Origin of the sequence: Acidimangrovimonas sediminis (genome assembly GCF_002871005.1) — a bacterium.
Taxonomy (GTDB): Bacteria; Pseudomonadota; Alphaproteobacteria; order Rhodobacterales; family Rhodobacteraceae; genus Acidimangrovimonas; species Acidimangrovimonas sediminis.
In genome coordinates this window covers 133,672-152,269 of the sequence record NZ_PHSN01000014.1, presented here as the reverse complement: position 1 = coordinate 152,269, position 18,598 = coordinate 133,672, and the positions used below count along the sequence as shown (strand labels likewise).

Here is an 18,598-nt window from a genome sequence, read left to right as displayed (position 1 = left end):
TCGCAGACGATCAGCTCCGGGTTCATCGCAAGCGCCCGGGCGATGCCGATCCTCTGGCGCTGACCGCCCGACATCTCGTGCGGGTGCAGCGTGGCGAACCGCGCGGGCAGGCCGCAGACATCCAGCAGCCGCGCGACCTCGGCCTTGACCTCGGAGGCCGGCCTCAGCCCGTGCACGCTGATCGGTTCGCCAATGATCTGACCCGCGGTCATGCGCGGGTTGAGCGATGAGAACGGATCCTGAAAGATCGCCTGGACCTTGCCGCGGAACAGCGACAGGGCCGGGCCCGAGAGGCGGGTGATATCCTGCCCGTTGTAGCGGATGCTGCCGGCGGTCGCATCCGCGAGCCTGAGCGCCGCGCGGGCGACGGTGGACTTGCCGCAGCCGGACTCTCCCACAAGGCCGAAGGCCTGCCCCTTCCTGATCGAGAGGCTGACCCCGTTGACGGCGCGGATCGCCCCGGTGACCCGTCTCAGGATGCCCGAGCGGATCGCGAAATGGACGTGCACGTCCTGCAGTTCGAGAAGCGGCGCGCCGGTCGTCATGCCACCGCCTTCCGGATCGGGCTTCCCGACCGGTCGGGATGCCAGCAGGCGACTTCGTGCGCGTCATGCGCCTCGAGCGCGGGCACCCGTTCGGCGCAGGTCCCGTCCGCCATGGCGCAGCGCGGATGAAAGCGGCAGCCGGGCACCACCTGCATCGGATCCGGCGGCGCGCCCGGGATCGGTGTCAGCGGCATGTCGCGCGGCAGGTCGAGCCGCGGCACCGAGGACAGCAGCCCGCGCGTATAGGGGTGCATCGGCCTGGCATAGAGATCGCGCGCGCTGGCCCGCTCGACGACCCGGCCGCCGTACATTACCGCGACATTGCGGGCATAGCGCGCAACGATGCCAAGGTTGTGGGTGATCAGCACCAGCCCGACGCCGTGATCACGGCAAAGCCGCGAGGTCAGTGCAAGGATCTGCGCCTGGATCGTCACGTCGAGCGCGGTGGTCGGTTCGTCCGCGAGGATCAGCTTGGGTTTGCAGGCCAGCGCGATCGCGATCATCACCCGCTGCCGCATGCCGCCCGAAAGCTGGTGCGGATACTGCCTGAGCCGGTGCTCGGGCTCGGAGATTCCGACCTCGGTCAAAAGCTCGACCGCCCGGGCCTGCGCGTCCTTGCGGCTCAGCCCCAGCTTCAGCCGCATTCCCTCGGTCAGCTGGTGCCCGATGGAGCGCACGGGGTTGAGCGAGGTCATCGGCTCCTGGAAGATCATCGCGATGTCGCTGCCACGCAGTTCGTTCATGCGGCGCGGATCGAGGCCCAGCAGATCGTGGCCGTCGAAGTGGATCGCGCCGGTGGCAACCTGAAGCCCCTCTCCCAGAAGGCCCATGATCGCCAGCGCGCTGAGGGATTTTCCCGATCCGGATTCGCCGACGATGGCAAGGGTTTCGCCCGGTGCGACGGTGAAGTCCGCATCATGGACAAGGCGGTGGGCGCCTTCGTCGCGCAGGACATCGATCGCCAGTTTCTCGACACGCAGCAGGGTCATCCTATTCCTTTCTCGACCGGAGCAGGTCAGGATGGACTTCCCCGGACGGCATGAATATCAATATCGATAATGCCGACGAGCTAGGAACCTGGAGATGCAAGAGAGCGTCAATTTTGAGGAGGTGATCGCCGACCGCAAATCTTTTGGCGGGAAAAAGTCGGACATCGTCTACGAAGTAATCAAACGCATGATCCTGTACCGCGGCTTCACGCCCGAGACTCAGCTGCGCGAACAGGAGCTGGCCGGGCAGTTCCGGTGCAGCCAGGGCACGATCCGCGAGGCGCTGATGCGGCTGGCCGACGACGGGCTGGTCGAACGTTCGGGGTATCGCGGCACCCGGGTCACAGGGCTCAGCCAGCTCGAAGCGGTCCAGATGGTGCGGGTCCGCCTGTCGATCGAACGCGCCGCTGCGCGCGAGATCCAGCGAACCGGCCTCGCGGAACACCGCGCCATGCTCGAGGAGATCACCGAGAAGATGGACGCATCGCAGCACGCGGGCGACTATCTCATGACGAGCGAACTCGACCGCTCGTTCCACGACCGGATTGTGCGCGCGGCGGGGATGGAGCTGCTCTCGCCGATCCTTCAGCGATGCTCCCTGCACATCCACCGGTACACGATCGGCGGCGTCGAGGTTCCGCGGGACAATTTCCAGAAGCCCGGCAGCGGCGAGGAGCACCGGCTATTGCTCGAGGACCTCTCCTCGCGCGACGGGCTCCGCGCGGAGAAAGCCGTGGTCGCGCATCTGAGGCATGTCCTGGTCCGCTGGGCGCCCTCGCTTCTGGAGGCCGTGGGAAGCGAGGCTTTCATCGTCGCGGCGTAGGGCTAACCCTCCCTGTCGCCGGAACGGACAGGGGGGGCTTTTGCATCGCCCGCCGCCGGATCACCCCGCCATTCCGAGATAGGCGCGCCCGCGGTCAGGAAAGATCACTGCTCCCACGCCGCCAAATGCGCCGCATGCCGAAGGGCGTCGCCAAGGACAATAGTCGCGCGGACGTGCAGCTTCCGGTGGTCCTGCGCCACGGAGCCCTTCTCATATTGGACACGCTGCGCGGGGTGGCGGCCAGGATCCGCCATCTCGCACAGATCCGGATCTGGCCGTTTCAGCCCCCCGATGCGGCAATCGGGGCCATTCGGGTGAACATCCGGGTGAAATCGTCCTCGCCCTCGACCGGCCGCGACCCGGCCGCCAGCGCGACGGACAACCCGATCGCCGACGAAACCGGGTTGTGCCGGTCGGCCCCTTCGCCCGCGTTGAGGTTCATCACCAGCGTGGGCGACAGGAACAGGCCGAGGCGGATCACCTCCTCCCAGTCCGCGGGCAGCATCCCTTGCGCGGCCAGATGGGCAAGCCACGGTTTCCAGAAATGCGCCACCTTGATCTCCAGCAGGCGCCGGCGGACCGGGGTGGGCGCCCAGTCGGTGTCGATCGTCAACCGGGCGTCGGCATAGTCCACGCGGGCGGCAAAGCGTTCGGCCGCCATCTCGGGGTTATAAAGCCAGAAGGGATGGGCAAAGATGTTGTGGAAGGTCGATTTCACCTCGGCCACCAGCGCGGGCAGGTGATCGCCGGCGAAGGCCGGGTCGAAGAACGACAGGCGGTCGCCATCGGTCCCGCGCTCGTACCAGACATTGGCGTTGTGGGCATCGCCATGGCCCACGATCCCGCCCGCATCGGCCAGCCGCGCGGGGGCATAGCGGGCGTGGGCGCGGTCGAAGATCTCGCCCAGGGTATGGCGGTATTCCAGCCCGTTGATCACCGGCGTCGCGGTACTCAGCTGGTCCCAGTGCAGGCGCAGGCCGCCCGGGAAAAGAAAGTCCTTGCCGACGTAGAAACTTGCCAGCCGCCCGCCGGGATAGGCCCGGGTCTCCGGCGCGACAAGGCGTTCGTGGAACAGCCGGTGCACGGGTTCCGCCGCCGATTGTTCCGGGGTGATCGGGGTCAGGCTTTCGCGCGCGCAGGCAAGGATATGGTCGTTCAGCGCGGCCTCGGCCCGGGCCGCGCGTTCGGTCGCCGCCGGGTCGTCGTGCTGGTCGAGGGCGAAGAGCACGTCGGAAAAGCGCGGATCCTCGCGCTTGGCGTAGACCAGAAGCTGCTCTCCCGGAAGGGTGGACATGTGCAGCGGCTGATCCACCGGCAGACCGGCGCGGGCCAGGATATCGGCGCGGTAATATTCGCCGCGCATCGCCTCCTCGCCCTCTTCCTGGTGGAACTTGAAGAACCGCCCGGCGCTGCCCGACATGAAGAAGCCGTTGAGGGAGTTGAGCGAATACTGGTCGACATTGATCCTGAGGTCGCTGACCGGGATGTCGAAAAGTTCGGCGATGAAGGCGGCCAGCTCGGCCTCGGCCGCGGGACGGTCGGTGCGGGCGAGGGCGCGGATTCTTGCGGTCCGGGAGGGGGCAGTCATGGTGTCTCGGGGGCCTCGGGGGGGCAGAGGATCAGGGTCTTGAGGCCGCCGACCTCGCCCGCGAGGTGGCGGGCGTAGGCGGCGGGCACCTCGGAGAGCGGGATCTCGGCCGCGATGAACGGGTCGAGGCGGGGAGAGAGCGCGGGCAGGCGCCGGGCGATCCCGGCAAGGTCCGCGTCGGTAAAGGCGTGACAGCCGAGGATGGTAAGCTCCCGCTCGACCAGTGCGAGGGGGTCGAGGACCGGGCCCGCGCGGCCGATCCCCACGAGGGCGAGGCGACCGCAACCGGGAAGGTCGGCTGCCAGCTTGCCGATCACCGCGGCATGGCCGGTGGTGTCGACGGCATGCTCGATCCCGGCGGGGAGCGGGGCCCCGGGGTCGGCTACGTGGCCGCCGGTCGCCTCTGCCACCAGCGCGGCGCGCGCGGCGTTGGTGTCGAGAACGGTGACGGCATGGCCCGCCTCGGCCGCCAGCAGCGCCACCAGCCCGCCGATCGGGCCGCAACCCGCGACCAGCACGGGCGCCCCCGGGGGCGGCGCCAGCCGGTCGAGCGCGTGAAGCGCCACGGCCAGCGGTTCGGCCATCGCCAGGTGGCGGTCGGGAACGCCCTCGGGCGCGCGCAGAAGGTTCCGCCCCGGCACCAGCGTGGCCTCGGCAAAGCCGCCGTCGATCACCTCGCCCAGGAAGCCGAGATTGGCGCAGACCTGCCCGCGGCCCGACAGACAGGCGGGGCAGGTGCCGCAGACATGGCGGCTGTCGACGATCACCCGGTCGCCCGGTGCCACGTGGCCGACGCCCGCCCCCACGCTTTCGACGATCCCGGTGAACTCGTGCCCGGCGACGCTGGGCGCGCGGGTGATCCAGGCGCCGGTGCGGAAGTTGTGCAGGTCGGAGCCGCAGATCCCCGCCATGGTGACGCGGATCAGCGCCTCGTCCGGGCCGGGGGCGGCGGGGACGGCGATATCCTCGACCCGCAGGTCGCCGATGCCGTGGAGGCGCACCGATTGCATGGTTTACTCCGGCAGGTAGGTCTTGCGCAGGTCGCTGACCGCGTTGGCATGCGAGCTGAAGCCCTCGTATTCCGCCAGCGTCTTCGCCGCCTGCGCCATCTCGGGATAGCCCTTGGCGGTGACGTAGCCGATGGAGCTGCGGCGGACGAAATCGCTTACCGACAGCGGCCCGTAGGTGTTGGCCCCGCGCGAGGTGGGCAGAACCGCGTTCGGCCCCAGCGCGAAGTTGGCGATCGACACGGGCGTGTGGGTGCCCAGCAGGATCTCGGCCGCCTCGGTGATCTCGCCGAGGTAGTCGAAGGCCTTGGTGGACAGGATCTCAAGGTGTTCCGGGGCGTAGGCGTTGACGAAGGCGATGGCGTCATCCATCGAGGCTGCCAGCGCGATGCCGCCCGAGGGACCGGCCAGCACCTTTTGCGAGAATTCCACGCGCGAGGGCGTCATCTTCGACCAGAGGTCGGGCAGGGCGGCCAGAGCCTCCTCCATCACCCGGCGCGAGGGGGTCACCAGCCAGGCGGAGCTGTCGGGGCCGTGCTCGGCCTCGATCAGCAGGTCCATCGCGGCAAGCCCGCCGTGCACCGTGTCGTCGGCAAGGATCATCACCTCGGACGGGCCGGCGGGAAGGCCCGGGTCGATGATGCCGCCGAGGCGGCGTTTCGCGGCGACGACCCAGGGGCTGCCGGGGCCCACGATCTTTTGCGCCTTCTTCACCGTCTCGGTGCCGAAGGCCACGGCCGCCACCGCCTGCGCGCCGCCGACCTTGTAGACGGTATCCACCCCCGCCAGCCGCGCCGCGACCAGGGTGGCCGCATCGACGCCGCCATCCGGACCGGGCGGGGTGAGGATCGACAGATTCGGCACCCCGGCCACCACCGCCGGTACCGAGGTCATCATCGTGACTGACGGAAACGCCCCCTTGCCGCGCGGGACGTAGAGCGCGACCGAGTTGATCGGGGTGAAGCGGTCGCCCGCGAAGGCGCCGGGGCGGACCTCCTTGAGCCACATCGGCTCGGGCGCCTGCTCCTCGTGGAAGGTGCGGATGTTGTTGATGCCGAAGCGGATCGCCTCGATCACCTCGGGGGCGACCGCGTCGAAGGCCGCGTCGAACTCCGCCTCGGTGGCCTTGAGGTTGCCAGCTGTCAACCCTTCGGCCCGGTCAAGCTCCCGCCCGAAGCGGACCAGCGCCGCGTCGCCCTCGGTGCGGACCGCCTCGATGATCGGGTCGACCTTCTCGAGGAAGAACGACAGGTCCGATTCCGAGCGCTGGACCAGAGCGGCGCGCGCCTCGGCGCTCAGCTCGCTGAGGATCTTGACGTTGACGTCGGTCATTGGGGGTCCTTTCTGAAGGGGCATCCGGGGGCTGAAGGACCCGGGGCAGGGAGGAGGCGCGGCGCGCGCGCGGGAGGGTAGACAGGCGGGGCGGTCAGAGGGTCGAGAGGTATCCCCCGTCGATCACGATGCACTGGCCGTTGACATAGCGCGCGGCGTCGCTGCCGAGGAAGAGCGCGGCGCCCACCAGGTCGTCGAGATCGCCGAGGCGCCCCATCGGCACCTTGGCGGTCATCGCGTCGACCCAGGCGGGATCCTGGTAGAACACGTCGGTCAGCCCGGTGCGGAAGTATCCCGGCGCGATGGCGTTGACGCGCAGGCCCGAAGGCGCCCATTCGGCGGCCAGCGCCCGGGTCATCCCCAGCACGCCGGATTTCGACGCCGAATAGGGCACCGCGGTGCCCACGCCGACGAAGGAGGTCAGCGAGGCGAGGTTGATGATCGCCCCCGCGCCGCGGGCAAGCATGCCGCGCGCCACGGTGCGGGCGACGAAGAAGGCGCCCTTGAGGTTGGTGTCGACGATCCGGTCCCACAGCGCCTCGTCGATCTCGGTCGCGGGGCGGACCTCCTCGATCCCGGCGTTGTTGATCAGCACGTCGACGGGGGCGGAAAGCGCGGTCAGCGCGGCTTCGGTCGCGGCGATGTCGCGCTGGTCGAAGGGCAGGGGGGTGGCCCGTGCGCCCGTGGCGTCGATCGCGGCGATCGTCTCGTCCAGCGCGTCACGCCTGCGGGCGGTCACGATCAGCTCGGCGCCCGCGCGGGCGCAGCCGATCGCCAGCGCCCGGCCGATGCCGCGGCTGGCGCCCGTCACCAGCACCCGCTTGCCCGAAAGCCCGAAGAGCTGCGTCAGGAAGGCGGCGGGCGGGGTTTCGGGGGTGGCGGACATGGCTTTCCCTTGTCGCGATAAAGTATATACATAGGATTGGCACAACTTTCCCCCATCCGTCAATCGGAGTCCACTCGAATGCTTTCCGCAAAGACCCGCCTGCGCCCGGAACTTGCCCCGCTGGCAAGCTACAACTCGGGGCTCACCCTCGCGGATGTGAAGGACCGTTGCGGCGGCGGGCCGATCGCCAAGCTGGGATCGAACGAGAATCCCTATCCCGCCGCGCCCGAGGTTGCCGCGGCGATGGCGGCGGCGCTTGGGCAGGCGCATGTCTATCCCGATCCGGGCGGGCGGGCGCTGGCCGAGGTGCTGTCGGCGCGGACCGGGGTGCCCACGGGTCAGATCCTGTTCGGCGACGGGTCCGAGGACCTGCTGAACGTGCTGGCGCGCTGCCTTCTCGGCCCGGGGGACGAGGTCGTCACGCTTTACCCCTCGTTCCCGCTGCACGAGGATTACGCGGTGATGATGGGGGCGGGCGTCACGCGGATCGGCCTGACGCCGGATCATGCGATCGACATGGCCGCGCTGCTGTCGGCGGCGGCCCGGCCGGTGCGGCTGATCCTGATCGCCAACCCGATGAACCCGGCGGGTCTGTGGCTTTCGCCCGAAGACCTCGACGCGCTGCTGGCGGCACAGCACCCCGACGCGGTGCTGTGCCTCGACGAGGCCTATGTCGAATATGCGCGTGGGGCGGGGTACATGGAGGGTACGGCACGGCTGATGTCGCATGACAAGCCGCTTCTGGTCCTGCGCACCTTCTCCAAGGCCTATGGCATGGCGGGGCTGCGGATCGGCTATGGCCTGAGCAACGATGCCGAGCTGGTGCGGGGCATGAACCTCGTGCGGACGCCGTTCAACGTGAATGCGCCGGCGCAGGCCGGGGCGCTGGCGGCGCTGGCGCACGAGGGGGCGATGCGGGCCGCCGTGGCCGAGGTCACGGCAGAGCGCGCGCGGATGGCCGAGGTGCTGACGCGGCTTGGCTGCCGGGTGCTGCCGTCGCGGGGGAACTTCCTGTTCGTCGAGACCGGGCAGGCGGCGGTGGCGCTGGCCGACCGGCTGGTCGACGGCGGGGTGATCGTGAAGCCGTGGAAGCAGCCGGGGTACGAGACGTGGCTTCGCGTCTCGGTCGGCCTGCGGTGCGAGAACGACCAGTTCCTTGCGGCGCTGGCCGCGCTCCTCTAGCCGCTCCGCACGGATCGGGGCCCAGACGGGGGCCCAGACCGGGGGCCCAGACGGGGGCCGGGGGCGTTCAGGCCTCGGCACCCGCCTGCGGGCGCGCGGCGTCGAGGATGGCGCGGTGCACCTGCCGCTGCATCTGCATGAACTCGGGCGTTTCCATCAGGTCCTCGTGCCGCGGGCGGCCCAGGCCCACGTCGAACTGTTGCACGATCCGCCCGGGCGAGGGCGCCATCACCGCGATCCGGTCGGCGAGGAACACCGCCTCCTCGACATCGTGGGTGACGAAGAGGACGGTCAGCTTGTGCTCCTCCCAGATCTGGGTCAGCAGGCTTTGCATCTGTTGCCGGGTCAGCGCGTCCAGCGCGCCGAAGGGTTCGTCCATCAACAGCATCTTGGGCCGGTAGGACAGCGCGCGCGCGATCGCCACGCGCTGCTTCATCCCGCCCGAAAGCTCCGCCGGGTAGTGGCCCGCGAAATTCTCCAGCTTCACCAGCTCCAGATGCTCGCGCGCGATGGCGCGGCAGGCGGCGCTGTCCTTGCCCGCCGCGCGCAGGGCGAATTCGACGTTCTGCTGTGCGGTCAGCCAGGGCAGCAGGGTGTAGGACTGGAACACCACGCCGCGGTCGAGGCCGGGGCCGAGGATCGGGTCGCCGTCGATCGCCATCTCGCCCACAGTATGGTCCTGCAGGCCCGCGACGATGCTCAGAAGCGTGCTCTTGCCGCAGCCCGAGGCGCCGACGAGGCAGACGAATTCGTTCAGCGCGATGTCGAGGTCGATGCCGCGCAGCGCCTCGACCGTGCGCTTGTCGCTGTGGAAGGTCTTGCCAAGGCCGCGGATGCGCAGTTTCGGTTCGGTCATGGTCGGGCCCCCTCAGTGCTGGGTGTCTTGGCGGAACAGGCGCTTTCCGAGCGCCTTCATCACCTGGTCGGCGATCAGGCCGAGAAAGCCCAGAAGCAGGATGTAGCCGATGATCGTGCCGGTCTGGAAATAGCGCTGCGAGACGGTGATGCGGTAGCCGAGGCCCGAGGTCGCGGCGACCAGCTCGGCCAGCACCAGCCAGGTCCAGGACCAGCCCAGCGTGATGCGCACCGTGTCCCAGATGCCGGGCATCGCGCTGGGAAGGACGATGCGGCGCAGGATCTGCATGTCCGAAAGGTCCAGCGTGCGGCCCAGTCCGATGAAGTCGCGCGGCACGCGCTTGACGTTATCCATCACCATCAGGACCTGCTGGAAGAAGGTGCCGATGAAGATGATGGTGAATTTCTGCATGTCGCCGGTGCCGGTCCACAGGATCGTCAGCGGCACGAAGGCGGTCACCGGCATGTAGCGGATGAAATCCACCAGCGGCTCGATAGCGGCCTCCCAGCGGGCGAAGTTGCCGATCATCAGCCCGATCGGGATCGCCGCCGCCGTGGCGATCAGGAAGCCCACGAAGATGCGGTAGAGCGAGGCCACGAGATCATCCCACAGCGTGCCGTTCAGCGCCAGCGTCCAGAGCTGCGACACGACCTTGCCGGGCGAGGGCAGGAAGATCGGGCTGACGATGCCCGAGGTGGTCAGCACGAACCAGACCAGTCCGATCGCCACGAAGACGAGGATGCTTGTCGCGAGGTAGCTGCGCCGGGAGATCGGCTGGCCGATGCGCGATTGGGGGCGCCTGCGGGGGGTGTTCATCCGTCACTCATTGTCGTTGGTTGGGGTGGCGCCGCCTGCCCGGCAGGGGCCGCCGGATCGTGCCGGCGCGGCGCATGCCCCAGGGGCCGCGCCGCGCCGGGTGTCAGGGCGTTACTTCACCGCCTTGACGAAGTCGGTGTCGATCACCTTGGAGGCGGGCACCTTCTGCTGCAGCAGGCCCGCCTTGGTCGCCGCGGCCTCGATGTCCTTGTAGGTCTTGCTGACGAAATCGCCGCCGAGGGCCTTCTTGTTCTCGGCCAGGTCATAGAACTTCACCCCGTCGAACGCGGTGCCGAGCTCCTCCGGCGTGGCGCCGACGGATTTCGAGATGATGGCGCGTCCCTCTTTCGGGTCGGCCCGGTAGGCCTTCACCGCGTCGTCCCAGCTTTTCAGCATGGCGGCGATCTGACCGGGATGCGACTTGATGTAATCGGTGCGCACCACCAGCACGTCGCTGATCAGGCCCGGATCCTTCGAGGCGGGGAACAGCTCCTTCACGTCCTTGTTCTGGTTCATCGCCGTGGTCAGGTAGGGCTCATACGTCACGGCGACCGGAACGCGGCCGGCGATCAGCGCGCTGCCGGCGTTTGCGGCGGGCATCGGCACCGGCTGGATGTCCTTGATCGTCATGCCATTGGCGGCCAGCGCGTAGTTCAGCAGCAGGTCCGAGGTGGTGCCCTGCTCATAGGCCACCTGCTTGCCCTTCAGATCCTTGATCGAGGTGATGCCCTTGCCCGCGATGATCGCGTCGGCGGTCATCGAGACGTCGAGCATCTGCACCACCTTCACCGGCAGGCCCGCGGCGACCATGATCATCGCGGTATGCGCCGCGACGTTGGCCGCGTCGATGTTGCCCGAGGCGAGCGCCGCGTTCAGGTCCTTGTCCTCGGTGAAGTTGACGATGTCGACGCCGTCGAGACCGTTCTTCTTGAAGAAGTCCTTTTCCTTGGCGATCTGCCACGGCCCGTAGCCCAGCCAGGGTTCGATCCCCATCTTCAGCGTGCCGGATTCGGGCTTGGCCGGCAGGGTGAGGCCCGCGGCGCTGGCGGTGGAGACGTTGGCGGAGACGGTGGCGGCCCCGATGACCCCTGCGGCAAGGATCCGGAGCATGTTGCGGCGGAGCGTGTTCATTCTTGTCTTCCTGCTTCCTGTTGGTGGATTGATGGGCGAGGTTCAGAAACGAGGTGAACAGATACCGGCGGGCGCGCGAAGGCAACCGCGATACTCGGAACCGGGGCACGGGTGGTCGGGCCGCCGTGGCGGGACGCGAAGGCCCGGCCGCGGGATGCCGGCGCAATATGTCCTTGGTCGTTCGGCCACGCGGCCCCTCCCGCCTTCGGGTCATCTGACGTCCGGTGCGTCCCGGTGAATCGGGTCGACCGTAGGAATTGGACCGTCTATTGTATATACTTAATTGCGGCGCTCCCGCGACGCGTGTACGTAAATCCGACGTTAGCCACTATTTTAGGCAAAGACGATGGTGGCTTCGCTCTGATGGCCGTGACGCGGCAGGAAACGCAGCCATCCTGTGGTGCGCGGGGCAAGGTGGCGGGGGCGGCCCGCGGTGCCCTTCCCGGGATCCGGGCCTGCCGATCTCGGCCTCGTTGGCGTCGGGAACGCGATGTTGCTAACACTACGTGATGAAATCTGACGGGACCAAGATGAAGCCGGAAAAGACACGTTCCCTGCACGAGACCCTGCTTCACCGGTTTCTGACGAAGATCGTCACCCAGGAATGGCCCCCCGGGTTCCAGCTGCCCTTCGAGACCAACCTTGCCGAGGAATACGGCGTCTCGCGCATGACCATGAACAAGGTGCTGAGCGAGTTGACGCGTCAGGGCTACCTCGTCCGGCGGCGCAAGCTTGGCACCTTCGTGGCCCAGCCCAAGGCGCAGTCGGCCATCATGGAGATTTCGGATATCGAGGCCGAGGTGCGCGCGCTGGGGTTGGAACATCGGTTCACGTTGACGGCGCAGCGGCTGCGCCCGCCGACCCCGGACGAGCGGCGCCGCGCGATCATCGCAGATGGCGATGTCGGAGAGGTTCTGGCGCTGGAAGGGGTGCATTTCGCCGGGGCCACGCCGTTCTGCCTGGAGGAGCGGATCATCAACCCGCAGATGGCCCCGGCCGCGCTGGACGTCGACTTCAACCACGAGGTGCCGGGGTCGTGGCTTCTGCGGCAGATCCCCTGGACCCTGGGGCGCCATACGATCAGCGCGATCAATGCCGACAGGGAGGTGGCGCGGAACCTTGGCCTCGCGCTGGGGGAGGCCTGCCTGCGGGTGACGCGCCGGACCGAGATCTCGGACACCTGGGTCACGCTGGTGTCCCAGATCTACCCGGGCGAGAGCCATCAGATCGTCAGCCAGTTCACCCCGCCGGGAGAGGACGGCAGGCGCGCCGAATGACGCGCGGCGCGTGACGCGGGCGGATCGGTCCGTGCCGGGTGCCCGGCGGGTCGAAGTATAGACATGGGCGGGCTTGGGGCGCGGGTGGTGCGCGGGCAGCACCCGGCTCAGCCGGCGAAGCCGCGGGCCAGGTTGCGCAGGATCCGCCCCACTGCATTGTCGCCGCCGGGCCCGGGCAGCGCGCCCAGGAACGCGACCGAGCTGGCGCAGAACACGGTGCCCCCGCCGGCATGGCGATAGGCCGTCATGTCGGCCCGGCGATGCGCCTGCCGGTCGGCCTCGCCCTCCGCGAGCCAGAGGTCCGGGCGCAGCTGGAAACTGTCGTCGAACCCCTCGGCCACGGCCAGCCGCACCAGGTTGCCCGGTGTCTCGGCCGAGGGCAGAACGCAGTCGAGCTCATACCCCGCCGCGGCCCCGCCCACGGTGCCGCCTTCGCCGAAGACGGTGCCGGAGACGCCCTCGAAGATCCAGGCGTGGGGGCCCTCGAAACTGTCCGGCAGGCGGGTGTAGGGGCGCGAGGGGCCGAAGCTCATGATCGCGTAGGTCACGCCGAGGAAGGATTGGGGATTGCGGTTTCCCCGATGTTCCCACGCGCCGCCGGGCAGGCCGGTCATCGAAAGGTGAAGCTCTCCCGGGCGGCCGGTCCAGATGTCGTTGACGCCGCGGCGCAGCTCCATCACGTGGCCCTGATGCTCGACGACCCAGTAGAAGCCGTTGCCGCCGAGGTAGCCCAGGTTGCCACCGCGGTCGAGGAAGGCGTCGAGCGCCGTCATCATCGCGCCGGACCAGTATTCCGGGTGGCTGCCGGTCAGAAGGCCGCTGTAGGGGGCCAGCGCCGCGGCGCCTTCGTCGTGCAGGTCGCGGTCGGTCAGGATGTCGATCTCGATCCCGTGGCGGGCATAGTGGCGCAAGAGTTGCAGGTCGACCGGCAGCAGGTGCGGCCCGCCCGACAGCGGATAGTGATAATCCGCGCGCAGCGTCGCCATGGGGCGGCGCGACGACGTCAGGCTGACCCCGCTGTCGTCGGAATGTACGTCGTAGAGGCTGAGCAGGCCGTTGTCGCCGGCGAAGCGGTGCCCCCGGTCGCTGCCGGTCCAGGGGTAACGGTCGGGCGGCAGGCGTTCGTCGGCATAGGCTAGATAGGTGTTGGTCGGCACCAGGAAGGCAAGCCGGGGCGCGGCGGCGGCGGTGGCCCCGCGGCGGACGAAGAAGGGCAGCGTTTCCGTGCCCGCCCCGGTCGTCACCTCCAGCCCGTAGATGCCGGGGCGCGCGGCGGCGGGGATGTCGATCGCGACATCGGCCTCCCAGTCGAACCCCGCGAAATCGTCGTCATGCAGGTGGATCGCATCGAAATGCGCGGGCTCCAGCCTCGGGTCGTGGATTGTGCCGTCGAACCGCGCCGAGGCGCAGGTGAAGGTGGGCAGGCCGTGCACCGTCAGCGCCGGCCCGCCGCCGGCCTCGGCGATCTGCGGGACGGGGCCGCGGGTCGGGAAATGCCATGTTTCCCCTGTGGCCTGCCCGGCCTGTGCCATGTGGCGCGTGATCCGCCCGACACGTGCGTTCACGGTCGGCTCCGTGGCCGTGGTGCCGCGGCCGATGCGGAGGGTGGGCCGGTCCGACAATGCCCCGGCCGCGCGGGGCGGCCGCGCGGCGCGGGCCCGTCCAACCTCGGCCCCGCGCTGCGAGAGCGTTGCGCAGATCTCTCCGGGGGTGGCCTCCAGCGTCAGGGAATACCAGCGTTCGCGCGCCACGGGGGCGATCTCCACGGCGTCGGCGCCGACCAAGGTCAGCTGCGCGTCGTCCGTGACCGTCACGCCACCGCCTTCCGGCAGCGCGACGAGGGTCCGCGTGCCGGTGTTGCGGGTGAGCAGGATTTCGAGGGTGAGACCCCAGCCATCGGCCTCCGCCGCCGGAAGCTCCAGCCAGGCGCCAAGGCTGTAGTCGCGGTGGCGCAGCCCCTCGCCGAGGCGCCGGATGGGCCAGGGCTGATCCTCGGGCGCGTCGCGATCCAGCGCGACCACACGCAGGCGGGCATCCGGCGTTGCCGCGGAAAGGAACGCCTCGGTGGTCGTGCCCGATGCGGTGGACCAGGGTTCGATGAAGCCTGCAACCGCCATGTTCGCGTGATCGAGCCGTCGTGTCATCTGGCCTCTCCGTCTGGATTTGCCGGGGCCGGCCGGGCGCCCGGTTGTCTGTTCGTGCCTTTCGCCCGGCGCGGTCTCGTGCGGCCGGGCCTAGATCGCCCGCGCCCCGGGGAAGGGCTGCGCCGCCATTGCCCGGTAGGCGGAATAGGCGGCCAGCGTGGCCTCGGTCTGCATGTCATGGGCAAATCGGAAATCGTCGCCTTCGATGGTCTCGTCGGGAAACTCGGTAATCAGGGTCATCGCGGGGAGGGGCATGGTGCCCGCGGGGGCATCCGCCTCGGCGGAGACGAGACAGGGAAAGCCGTTCACCATGCGAAAGCCGCCGGGGCCGGCATAGGTCTCGCAGGCCGCGATCTGGGCGCGGTTGAACGCCATCAGCGCGGGCAGGGCCGCGAGCCGCGCGATGGTGGCGTCAAGGAACGCCTCGGCTTGCGCCCGCCAGTCGGCGCGGTGGCGCAGGATCAGGAAGAACCCCTTCGGAATGGTCCAGGCCGCGAACCCGCGCGGCAGGTAGCCCGACCACGGCCGTATCCATTCATGCGCCGGATAGCCATGCAGGTTGATGTGCAGATCGGCCCCCGAGAGGCGCTGCGCCTCGGCCATGGCGGCGCGTTCGAAAAGCGGCTCGCTGCGCGCCATCAGGTCGTCGCCGAGCGCGGTGTAGCGGGCGGCGTGGTGCATGTGAAAGGGGTTCTGCGCGGTAAGCGCGCGGTGCTGGGCATAGCCGTCGGGGTTCTTCACCGGGATCAGGGCAAAGTGGCTGTCGGGCGCTGCGTCGAGGATCTTTGCCGCGCGCAGGATGCCGACCACGCCCGAGGTCTCGTTTGCATGCTGCCCGGCGCTGAGGATCACCGCCGGATCGCGGCCCGCACGGTAGCGCCCCGCGACAGGCCGCCCCGCGCGGGACGTGGCGCCGAAGGGGGCACCGGTGATCGCCGCAAGCTCGGCGCCGACCTGCGCGGGCGTCAGCGCGCGCCCGGCGGTGCCGAGCGCCTGTGCGGGGCCGGCCGTATCGGAGGCGTCCAGCGGTTCCAGCGAGATGGTCAGCCGGGCCTCGGGCCCGCGGCGGATGTCTGGGGCGATCTGGCCGGGGCGATGGCTGCGGTCGCCCGGGGCCAGGCCTGCCCGGCGTTGCAACAGCTCGATCGTGGCGAAGTAGAATTCCTCGTGCAGGGCCTCCTGCAGGCTGATCACCTCTGACCCGTGGGGCAGGGGCGTCTCGGCCTGGGGCAGGTCGGCCCGGATCGAGAGGCGTTCGAAATGCGGGGTTTCGGCGGGCCAGGGGTGATCGGCCAGGGCCGCGATCCCGTCGGCAAGGAGGGTCTCCACCTCGGTGGTCAGGGCGCGATCCTCGACCGGTTGCCCGTCCGGCCCGGTCACGCGCAGCCAGCCGGTGGGCGACAGGGCCGTCTCGCCCGTAGTGTCGGGGTGAAGGCGGTTCGGGGCAAGGATGACGTGGTCCTCGGTGCTGCCATCGCGGCGCGTGAGGGTCGCGCGGTAGGCGGGCATGTCGCCCTCGGGGCCGGGGTGGAACCGCACCGCGATGCCGGGCAGGATCTCGGCCAGCGGCCAGGCCTCCAGCAGGAAGCGGCGCTCCGGTGCCGCTTCGTGACGGGGGTAGCGGATGTCGAGGCCGGTCAGCCCGTCGCGGTCCAGATCCTCCATCGCCCAGGTGACGAGGGGTTTCAGCGCGCTGCGGATCCGGACGTGAAGGCCTGCGGCGGCCAGCCGTGCCTCGGCCGCGCGGCGAGCGGCGGCATCCTCGAAGAGCCAGGCCTCGACCGGGCCGAACCTCTCGCCCGCCGCGTGGCGTGCAAGGATGTCGCGGGTCAGCGTCTCAAGGCTGCGCGGATAGCGGCGGTCGAGGAGGAGGGTCAATCTCTGGTCCGTTCGTGCGGGGCGCGGGGTCCGGCCCCGAGGTCGCAGGAAACACCCGGCAGCGGGTCGGGGACAAGAGCGAAACCCGCGATTTTTCCGGGTCGATCCCGAGGGGGACCGGGGCCGGCCGGACCGGACACGGGCAAAGGAGGGCTACGCCCTTCACCCAAGCCACTTACCGGATGTGTCGTAGGCCAGGCGTCCCGACCAGACCCTCGTGAACGGTCCGCCCGGAGCCCGAAGCACGCCGTCATGCAAACGCTGAAAAGATCAGATAGAGTCCGAGCAAGGGGGCGCATCTCGTGGATCATGATACGCTATGGGAAATGGAAAAGAGATTCTGGCTTGATGGGCCGGACTTCTATGAAAGCTCGATGGCGCCCGGCGCCAGAATGGTTTTCCCGTCCCCGGTCAGAATACTTGCAGGCGAACAGATCGTTGAGGCGCTGCGGCAGGCACCGCGGTGGAATTCGGTCGATTTTCAGGACGAAACCGCGAGTTGTCTCGGCGAAACGGTGGTGCTCGCCTATGAGGCGACTGGCCGGCGGAATGGTGAAGCCCCCTACGTCGCTCTCTGTGCCAGCACCTATGTTCGAGACAACGAAAAATGGCTGCTGCTGGCTCATCAGCAAACACCGGATTCATGAAGCGTCCGGGAAAGAGGGCCATTGTCCTTATGGCCGCAATGTTCCCATGGCTGCCGTCCGACAGGGCGGGGCCCTCGCGGCTTTCCGCGTCGAGATGATTGCCTCGGGGGCCGGCGCCTGAGCGCGGTTTCCTGTTCCCTGCAACCATCCGGCGGGGGGCCGCGCCCGTCACCTCGCGCTTTGGTCCTCTGCCATTCCGGCGACGCCCAGGACGGCGGCGAGGGCGGCGTAGAGGCCGCGCAGCGACAGTTCCTCTTCGACGTCGATCCATTCGTCCAGGCTGTGCGCCCGGCCGCTGGTGCCGCCGTTGCCGAAGGCCACCGCCGGGATGCCCAGGCTGATCGGGATGTTGGCGTCGGTCGAGGAGATCTCGGTCGCGGGCTCGAACCCGAAGGCGCGGATCGCGTCGAGCGAGGCCGCCGTCACCGGGCAGTCGGCCAGCGGCTGGCCTGCGGGCCGGTTGCCGAGCCGGGTGAAGGTGACAGAGATTTCTCCGTTCGCGGTATCGTTGCGCGCGTTCTCTGCCGCGACGGAGGCCTTCGCCAGCGCGTGCACCTCGGCGTCGAGCCGGTCCAGCTCCGCGGGCGCGGCGGAGCGCAGGTCGATGTCGACATGCACCGCCTCGGGGATCGCGTTGATCGAGCTGCCGCCGGTGAAGACGCTGGCGCTGAAGGTGGTCTTGGGGTCGGCGGGCACCTCGATCCGGGCCATGCCGGCCAGGAAATCCCCCAGCGCCCAGGCCGGGTTGACGGTGCCGAAGCTGCCGTAGCTGTGGCCGCCCGGCCCGGTGAAGCTGACCCGGTAGCGATAGGATCCCACGCCGGCGGTCACCAGCCGCGCCGTGTCGCTGCCGTCGATCGAGAAGAATGCGCCGATCTTGTCGCGATGCGCGCTTTGCGTGAACAGGTAGCGAATGCCGCGCAGGTCGCCCAGGCCCTCTTCGCCCACGTCGCCGACGAAGAGGATGTCCTGCTCGGGCCGGATCCCGGCGGCCTTGATGGCGCGCACCATGGCCAGCAGCACGGCAAGCCCGCGGGTGTCGTCGCCGATGCCGGGGGCGAAAAGCTTTGTCCCCTCGCGGCGCACGGTCACGTCGGTGCCCGCGGGAAAGACGGTGTCGAGATGGGCCGAGACCGCCACCATCTGGCCGTTGTTGCGCCCGCGCAGCAGGCCGGTGACGTTGCCCTCGGCATCCGTGGTGACGTCTTCCAGCCCCTCGGCCTGCATCATCCGGGCGTATTCGGCGGCACGCTCGGCCTCACCGAAAGGGGGCGAGGGGATCTCGGTCAGGTGGATGATCTCATCCACGAAATGGTGGTGATCGGCCTTCAGAAACGCCTTGGCCCGGGCAAAGGCCGTGGTTTCGACGATATCACCCACGTTCTTCATCTTGCTGTCCTTTTCCGCTTTCCCCGAGCGCTGGTCTTGTGCCGATGCAGGGGCGGCGTCAAGCGCCGTGGCGGGAAAGGCCGTTGCGGGTTCCGGGCCAGTGGTGGG

Annotated in this window: 15 protein-coding genes and 1 pseudogene; 4 read left to right on the top strand and 12 right to left on the bottom strand. The window is 69.1% G+C overall.

What is annotated here, in order from left to right:
- Window positions 1-8: 8 nt before the first annotated feature.
- Window positions 9-545: pseudogene (locus CVV76_RS25410) on the bottom strand (ATP-binding cassette domain-containing protein); the annotation flags it as partial.
- Window positions 542-1,534, bottom strand: a complete 993-nt coding sequence (locus tag CVV76_RS14290; RefSeq protein ID WP_102225341.1) for an ABC transporter ATP-binding protein — start codon at window positions 1,532-1,534, stop codon at window positions 542-544. The pseudogene CVV76_RS25410 and the gene CVV76_RS14290, both read right to left, overlap by 4 nt.
- A gap of 94 nt (window positions 1,535-1,628) precedes the next feature.
- Here CVV76_RS14290 and CVV76_RS14285 point away from each other — a divergent pair, with 94 nt between their 5' ends.
- Complete coding sequence (locus CVV76_RS14285) at window positions 1,629-2,357, top strand: GntR family transcriptional regulator (RefSeq protein ID WP_102225340.1); 729 nt, start codon at window positions 1,629-1,631, stop codon at window positions 2,355-2,357.
- 280 nt (window positions 2,358-2,637) lie between these two features.
- On the opposite strand, the gene CVV76_RS14280 is transcribed toward CVV76_RS14285, so the two are convergent.
- From CVV76_RS14280 to CVV76_RS14265, 4 genes are all read right to left on the bottom strand, one after another.
- Window positions 2,638-3,945: a hypothetical protein gene (locus tag CVV76_RS14280; protein ID WP_102225339.1), complete on the bottom strand. Its 1,308-nt coding sequence runs from the start codon at window positions 3,943-3,945 to the stop codon at window positions 2,638-2,640.
- On the bottom strand, window positions 3,942-4,955 hold the full coding sequence (locus tag CVV76_RS14275; RefSeq protein WP_102225338.1) for a zinc-dependent alcohol dehydrogenase: 1,014 nt from the start codon (window positions 4,953-4,955) through the stop codon (window positions 3,942-3,944). Before CVV76_RS14275 ends, CVV76_RS14280 begins: the two co-directional genes overlap by 4 nt.
- Window positions 4,956-4,958: 3 nt before the next feature.
- Window positions 4,959-6,284, bottom strand: a complete 1,326-nt coding sequence (gene hisD, locus CVV76_RS14270; protein WP_102225337.1) for a histidinol dehydrogenase — start codon at window positions 6,282-6,284, stop codon at window positions 4,959-4,961.
- A 94-nt stretch (window positions 6,285-6,378) separates the two neighbouring features.
- A complete protein-coding gene (locus CVV76_RS14265; protein ID WP_102225336.1) occupies window positions 6,379-7,170 on the bottom strand; it encodes an SDR family NAD(P)-dependent oxidoreductase in 792 nt (263 codons plus the stop codon).
- 78 nt (window positions 7,171-7,248) lie between these two features.
- Here CVV76_RS14265 and hisC point away from each other — a divergent pair, with 78 nt between their 5' ends.
- Window positions 7,249-8,352, top strand: coding sequence for a histidinol-phosphate transaminase (gene hisC, locus CVV76_RS14260; RefSeq protein WP_102225335.1), 1,104 nt, complete (start codon window positions 7,249-7,251; stop codon window positions 8,350-8,352).
- Between the two features lie 67 nt (window positions 8,353-8,419).
- On the opposite strand, the gene CVV76_RS14255 is transcribed toward hisC, so the two are convergent.
- From CVV76_RS14255 to CVV76_RS14245, 3 genes are all read right to left on the bottom strand, one after another.
- A complete protein-coding gene (locus tag CVV76_RS14255) occupies window positions 8,420-9,208 on the bottom strand; it encodes an ABC transporter ATP-binding protein (RefSeq protein WP_102225334.1) in 789 nt (262 codons plus the stop codon).
- Window positions 9,209-9,220: 12 nt separating this feature from the next.
- Window positions 9,221-10,024: an ABC transporter permease gene (locus CVV76_RS14250; RefSeq protein ID WP_102225333.1), complete on the bottom strand. Its 804-nt coding sequence runs from the start codon at window positions 10,022-10,024 to the stop codon at window positions 9,221-9,223.
- Window positions 10,025-10,135: 111 nt separating this feature from the next.
- Window positions 10,136-11,155, bottom strand: coding sequence for an ABC transporter substrate-binding protein (locus CVV76_RS14245; RefSeq protein WP_102225332.1), 1,020 nt, complete (start codon window positions 11,153-11,155; stop codon window positions 10,136-10,138).
- A gap of 509 nt (window positions 11,156-11,664) precedes the next feature.
- Between CVV76_RS14245 and CVV76_RS14240 the strand changes: the two genes are divergently transcribed.
- The gene (locus CVV76_RS14240; RefSeq protein WP_102225331.1) at window positions 11,665-12,432 is read left to right on the top strand and encodes a UTRA domain-containing protein; all 768 of its coding nucleotides are present in this window, start codon (window positions 11,665-11,667) and stop codon (window positions 12,430-12,432) included.
- Window positions 12,433-12,539: 107 nt separating this feature from the next.
- Here CVV76_RS14240 and CVV76_RS14235 read toward each other — a convergent pair whose 3' ends face one another.
- Both CVV76_RS14235 and CVV76_RS14230 read right to left on the bottom strand, forming a co-directional pair.
- Window positions 12,540-14,576, bottom strand: coding sequence for a N,N-dimethylformamidase beta subunit family domain-containing protein (locus tag CVV76_RS14235; RefSeq protein ID WP_102225330.1), 2,037 nt, complete (start codon window positions 14,574-14,576; stop codon window positions 12,540-12,542).
- A gap of 90 nt (window positions 14,577-14,666) precedes the next feature.
- Window positions 14,667-16,454 carry a M14 family metallopeptidase gene (locus CVV76_RS14230; RefSeq protein WP_102225329.1) on the bottom strand — a complete coding sequence of 596 codons (1,788 nt, stop codon included), beginning with the start codon at window positions 16,452-16,454 and terminating at the stop codon, window positions 14,667-14,669.
- Window positions 16,455-16,756: 302 nt separating this feature from the next.
- Here CVV76_RS14230 and CVV76_RS14225 point away from each other — a divergent pair, with 302 nt between their 5' ends.
- A complete protein-coding gene (locus CVV76_RS14225) occupies window positions 16,757-17,101 on the top strand; it encodes a DUF4440 domain-containing protein (RefSeq protein WP_146010295.1) in 345 nt (114 codons plus the stop codon).
- A gap of 168 nt (window positions 17,102-17,269) precedes the next feature.
- Here the strand turns inward: CVV76_RS14225 and CVV76_RS14220 are convergent, their stop codons facing one another.
- Entirely contained in the window at window positions 17,270-18,490 is a 1,221-nt protein-coding gene (locus CVV76_RS14220; RefSeq protein ID WP_102225327.1) for a M20/M25/M40 family metallo-hydrolase, read from the bottom strand.
- Between the last annotated feature and the right edge of the window lie 108 nt (window positions 18,491-18,598).

What these genes read in the sequence shown, in the direction of transcription:
- CVV76_RS14275 (WP_102225338.1), bottom strand. Translation starts at nt 4,955, where the DNA reads ATGCAATCGGTGCGCCTCCACGGCATCGGCGACCTGCGGGTCGAGGAT.
- CVV76_RS14280 (WP_102225339.1), bottom strand. Translation starts at nt 3,945, where the DNA reads ATGACTGCCCCCTCCCGGACCGCAAGAATCCGCGCCCTCGCCCGCACC.
- CVV76_RS14220 (WP_102225327.1), bottom strand. Translation starts at nt 18,490, where the DNA reads ATGAAGAACGTGGGTGATATCGTCGAAACCACGGCCTTTGCCCGGGCC.
- CVV76_RS14235 (WP_102225330.1), bottom strand. Translation starts at nt 14,576, where the DNA reads ATGACACGACGGCTCGATCACGCGAACATGGCGGTTGCAGGCTTCATC.
- CVV76_RS14250 (WP_102225333.1), bottom strand. Translation starts at nt 10,024, where the DNA reads ATGAACACCCCCCGCAGGCGCCCCCAATCGCGCATCGGCCAGCCGATC.
- CVV76_RS14240 (WP_102225331.1), top strand. Translation starts at nt 11,665, where the DNA reads ATGAAATCTGACGGGACCAAGATGAAGCCGGAAAAGACACGTTCCCTG.
- CVV76_RS14245 (WP_102225332.1), bottom strand. Translation starts at nt 11,155, where the DNA reads ATGAACACGCTCCGCCGCAACATGCTCCGGATCCTTGCCGCAGGGGTC.
- CVV76_RS14255 (WP_102225334.1), bottom strand. Translation starts at nt 9,208, where the DNA reads ATGACCGAACCGAAACTGCGCATCCGCGGCCTTGGCAAGACCTTCCAC.
- CVV76_RS14265 (WP_102225336.1), bottom strand. Translation starts at nt 7,170, where the DNA reads ATGTCCGCCACCCCCGAAACCCCGCCCGCCGCCTTCCTGACGCAGCTC.
- hisD (WP_102225337.1), bottom strand. Translation starts at nt 6,284, where the DNA reads ATGACCGACGTCAACGTCAAGATCCTCAGCGAGCTGAGCGCCGAGGCG.
- CVV76_RS14290 (WP_102225341.1), bottom strand. Translation starts at nt 1,534, where the DNA reads ATGACCCTGCTGCGTGTCGAGAAACTGGCGATCGATGTCCTGCGCGAC.
- CVV76_RS14285 (WP_102225340.1), top strand. Translation starts at nt 1,629, where the DNA reads ATGCAAGAGAGCGTCAATTTTGAGGAGGTGATCGCCGACCGCAAATCT.
- hisC (WP_102225335.1), top strand. Translation starts at nt 7,249, where the DNA reads ATGCTTTCCGCAAAGACCCGCCTGCGCCCGGAACTTGCCCCGCTGGCA.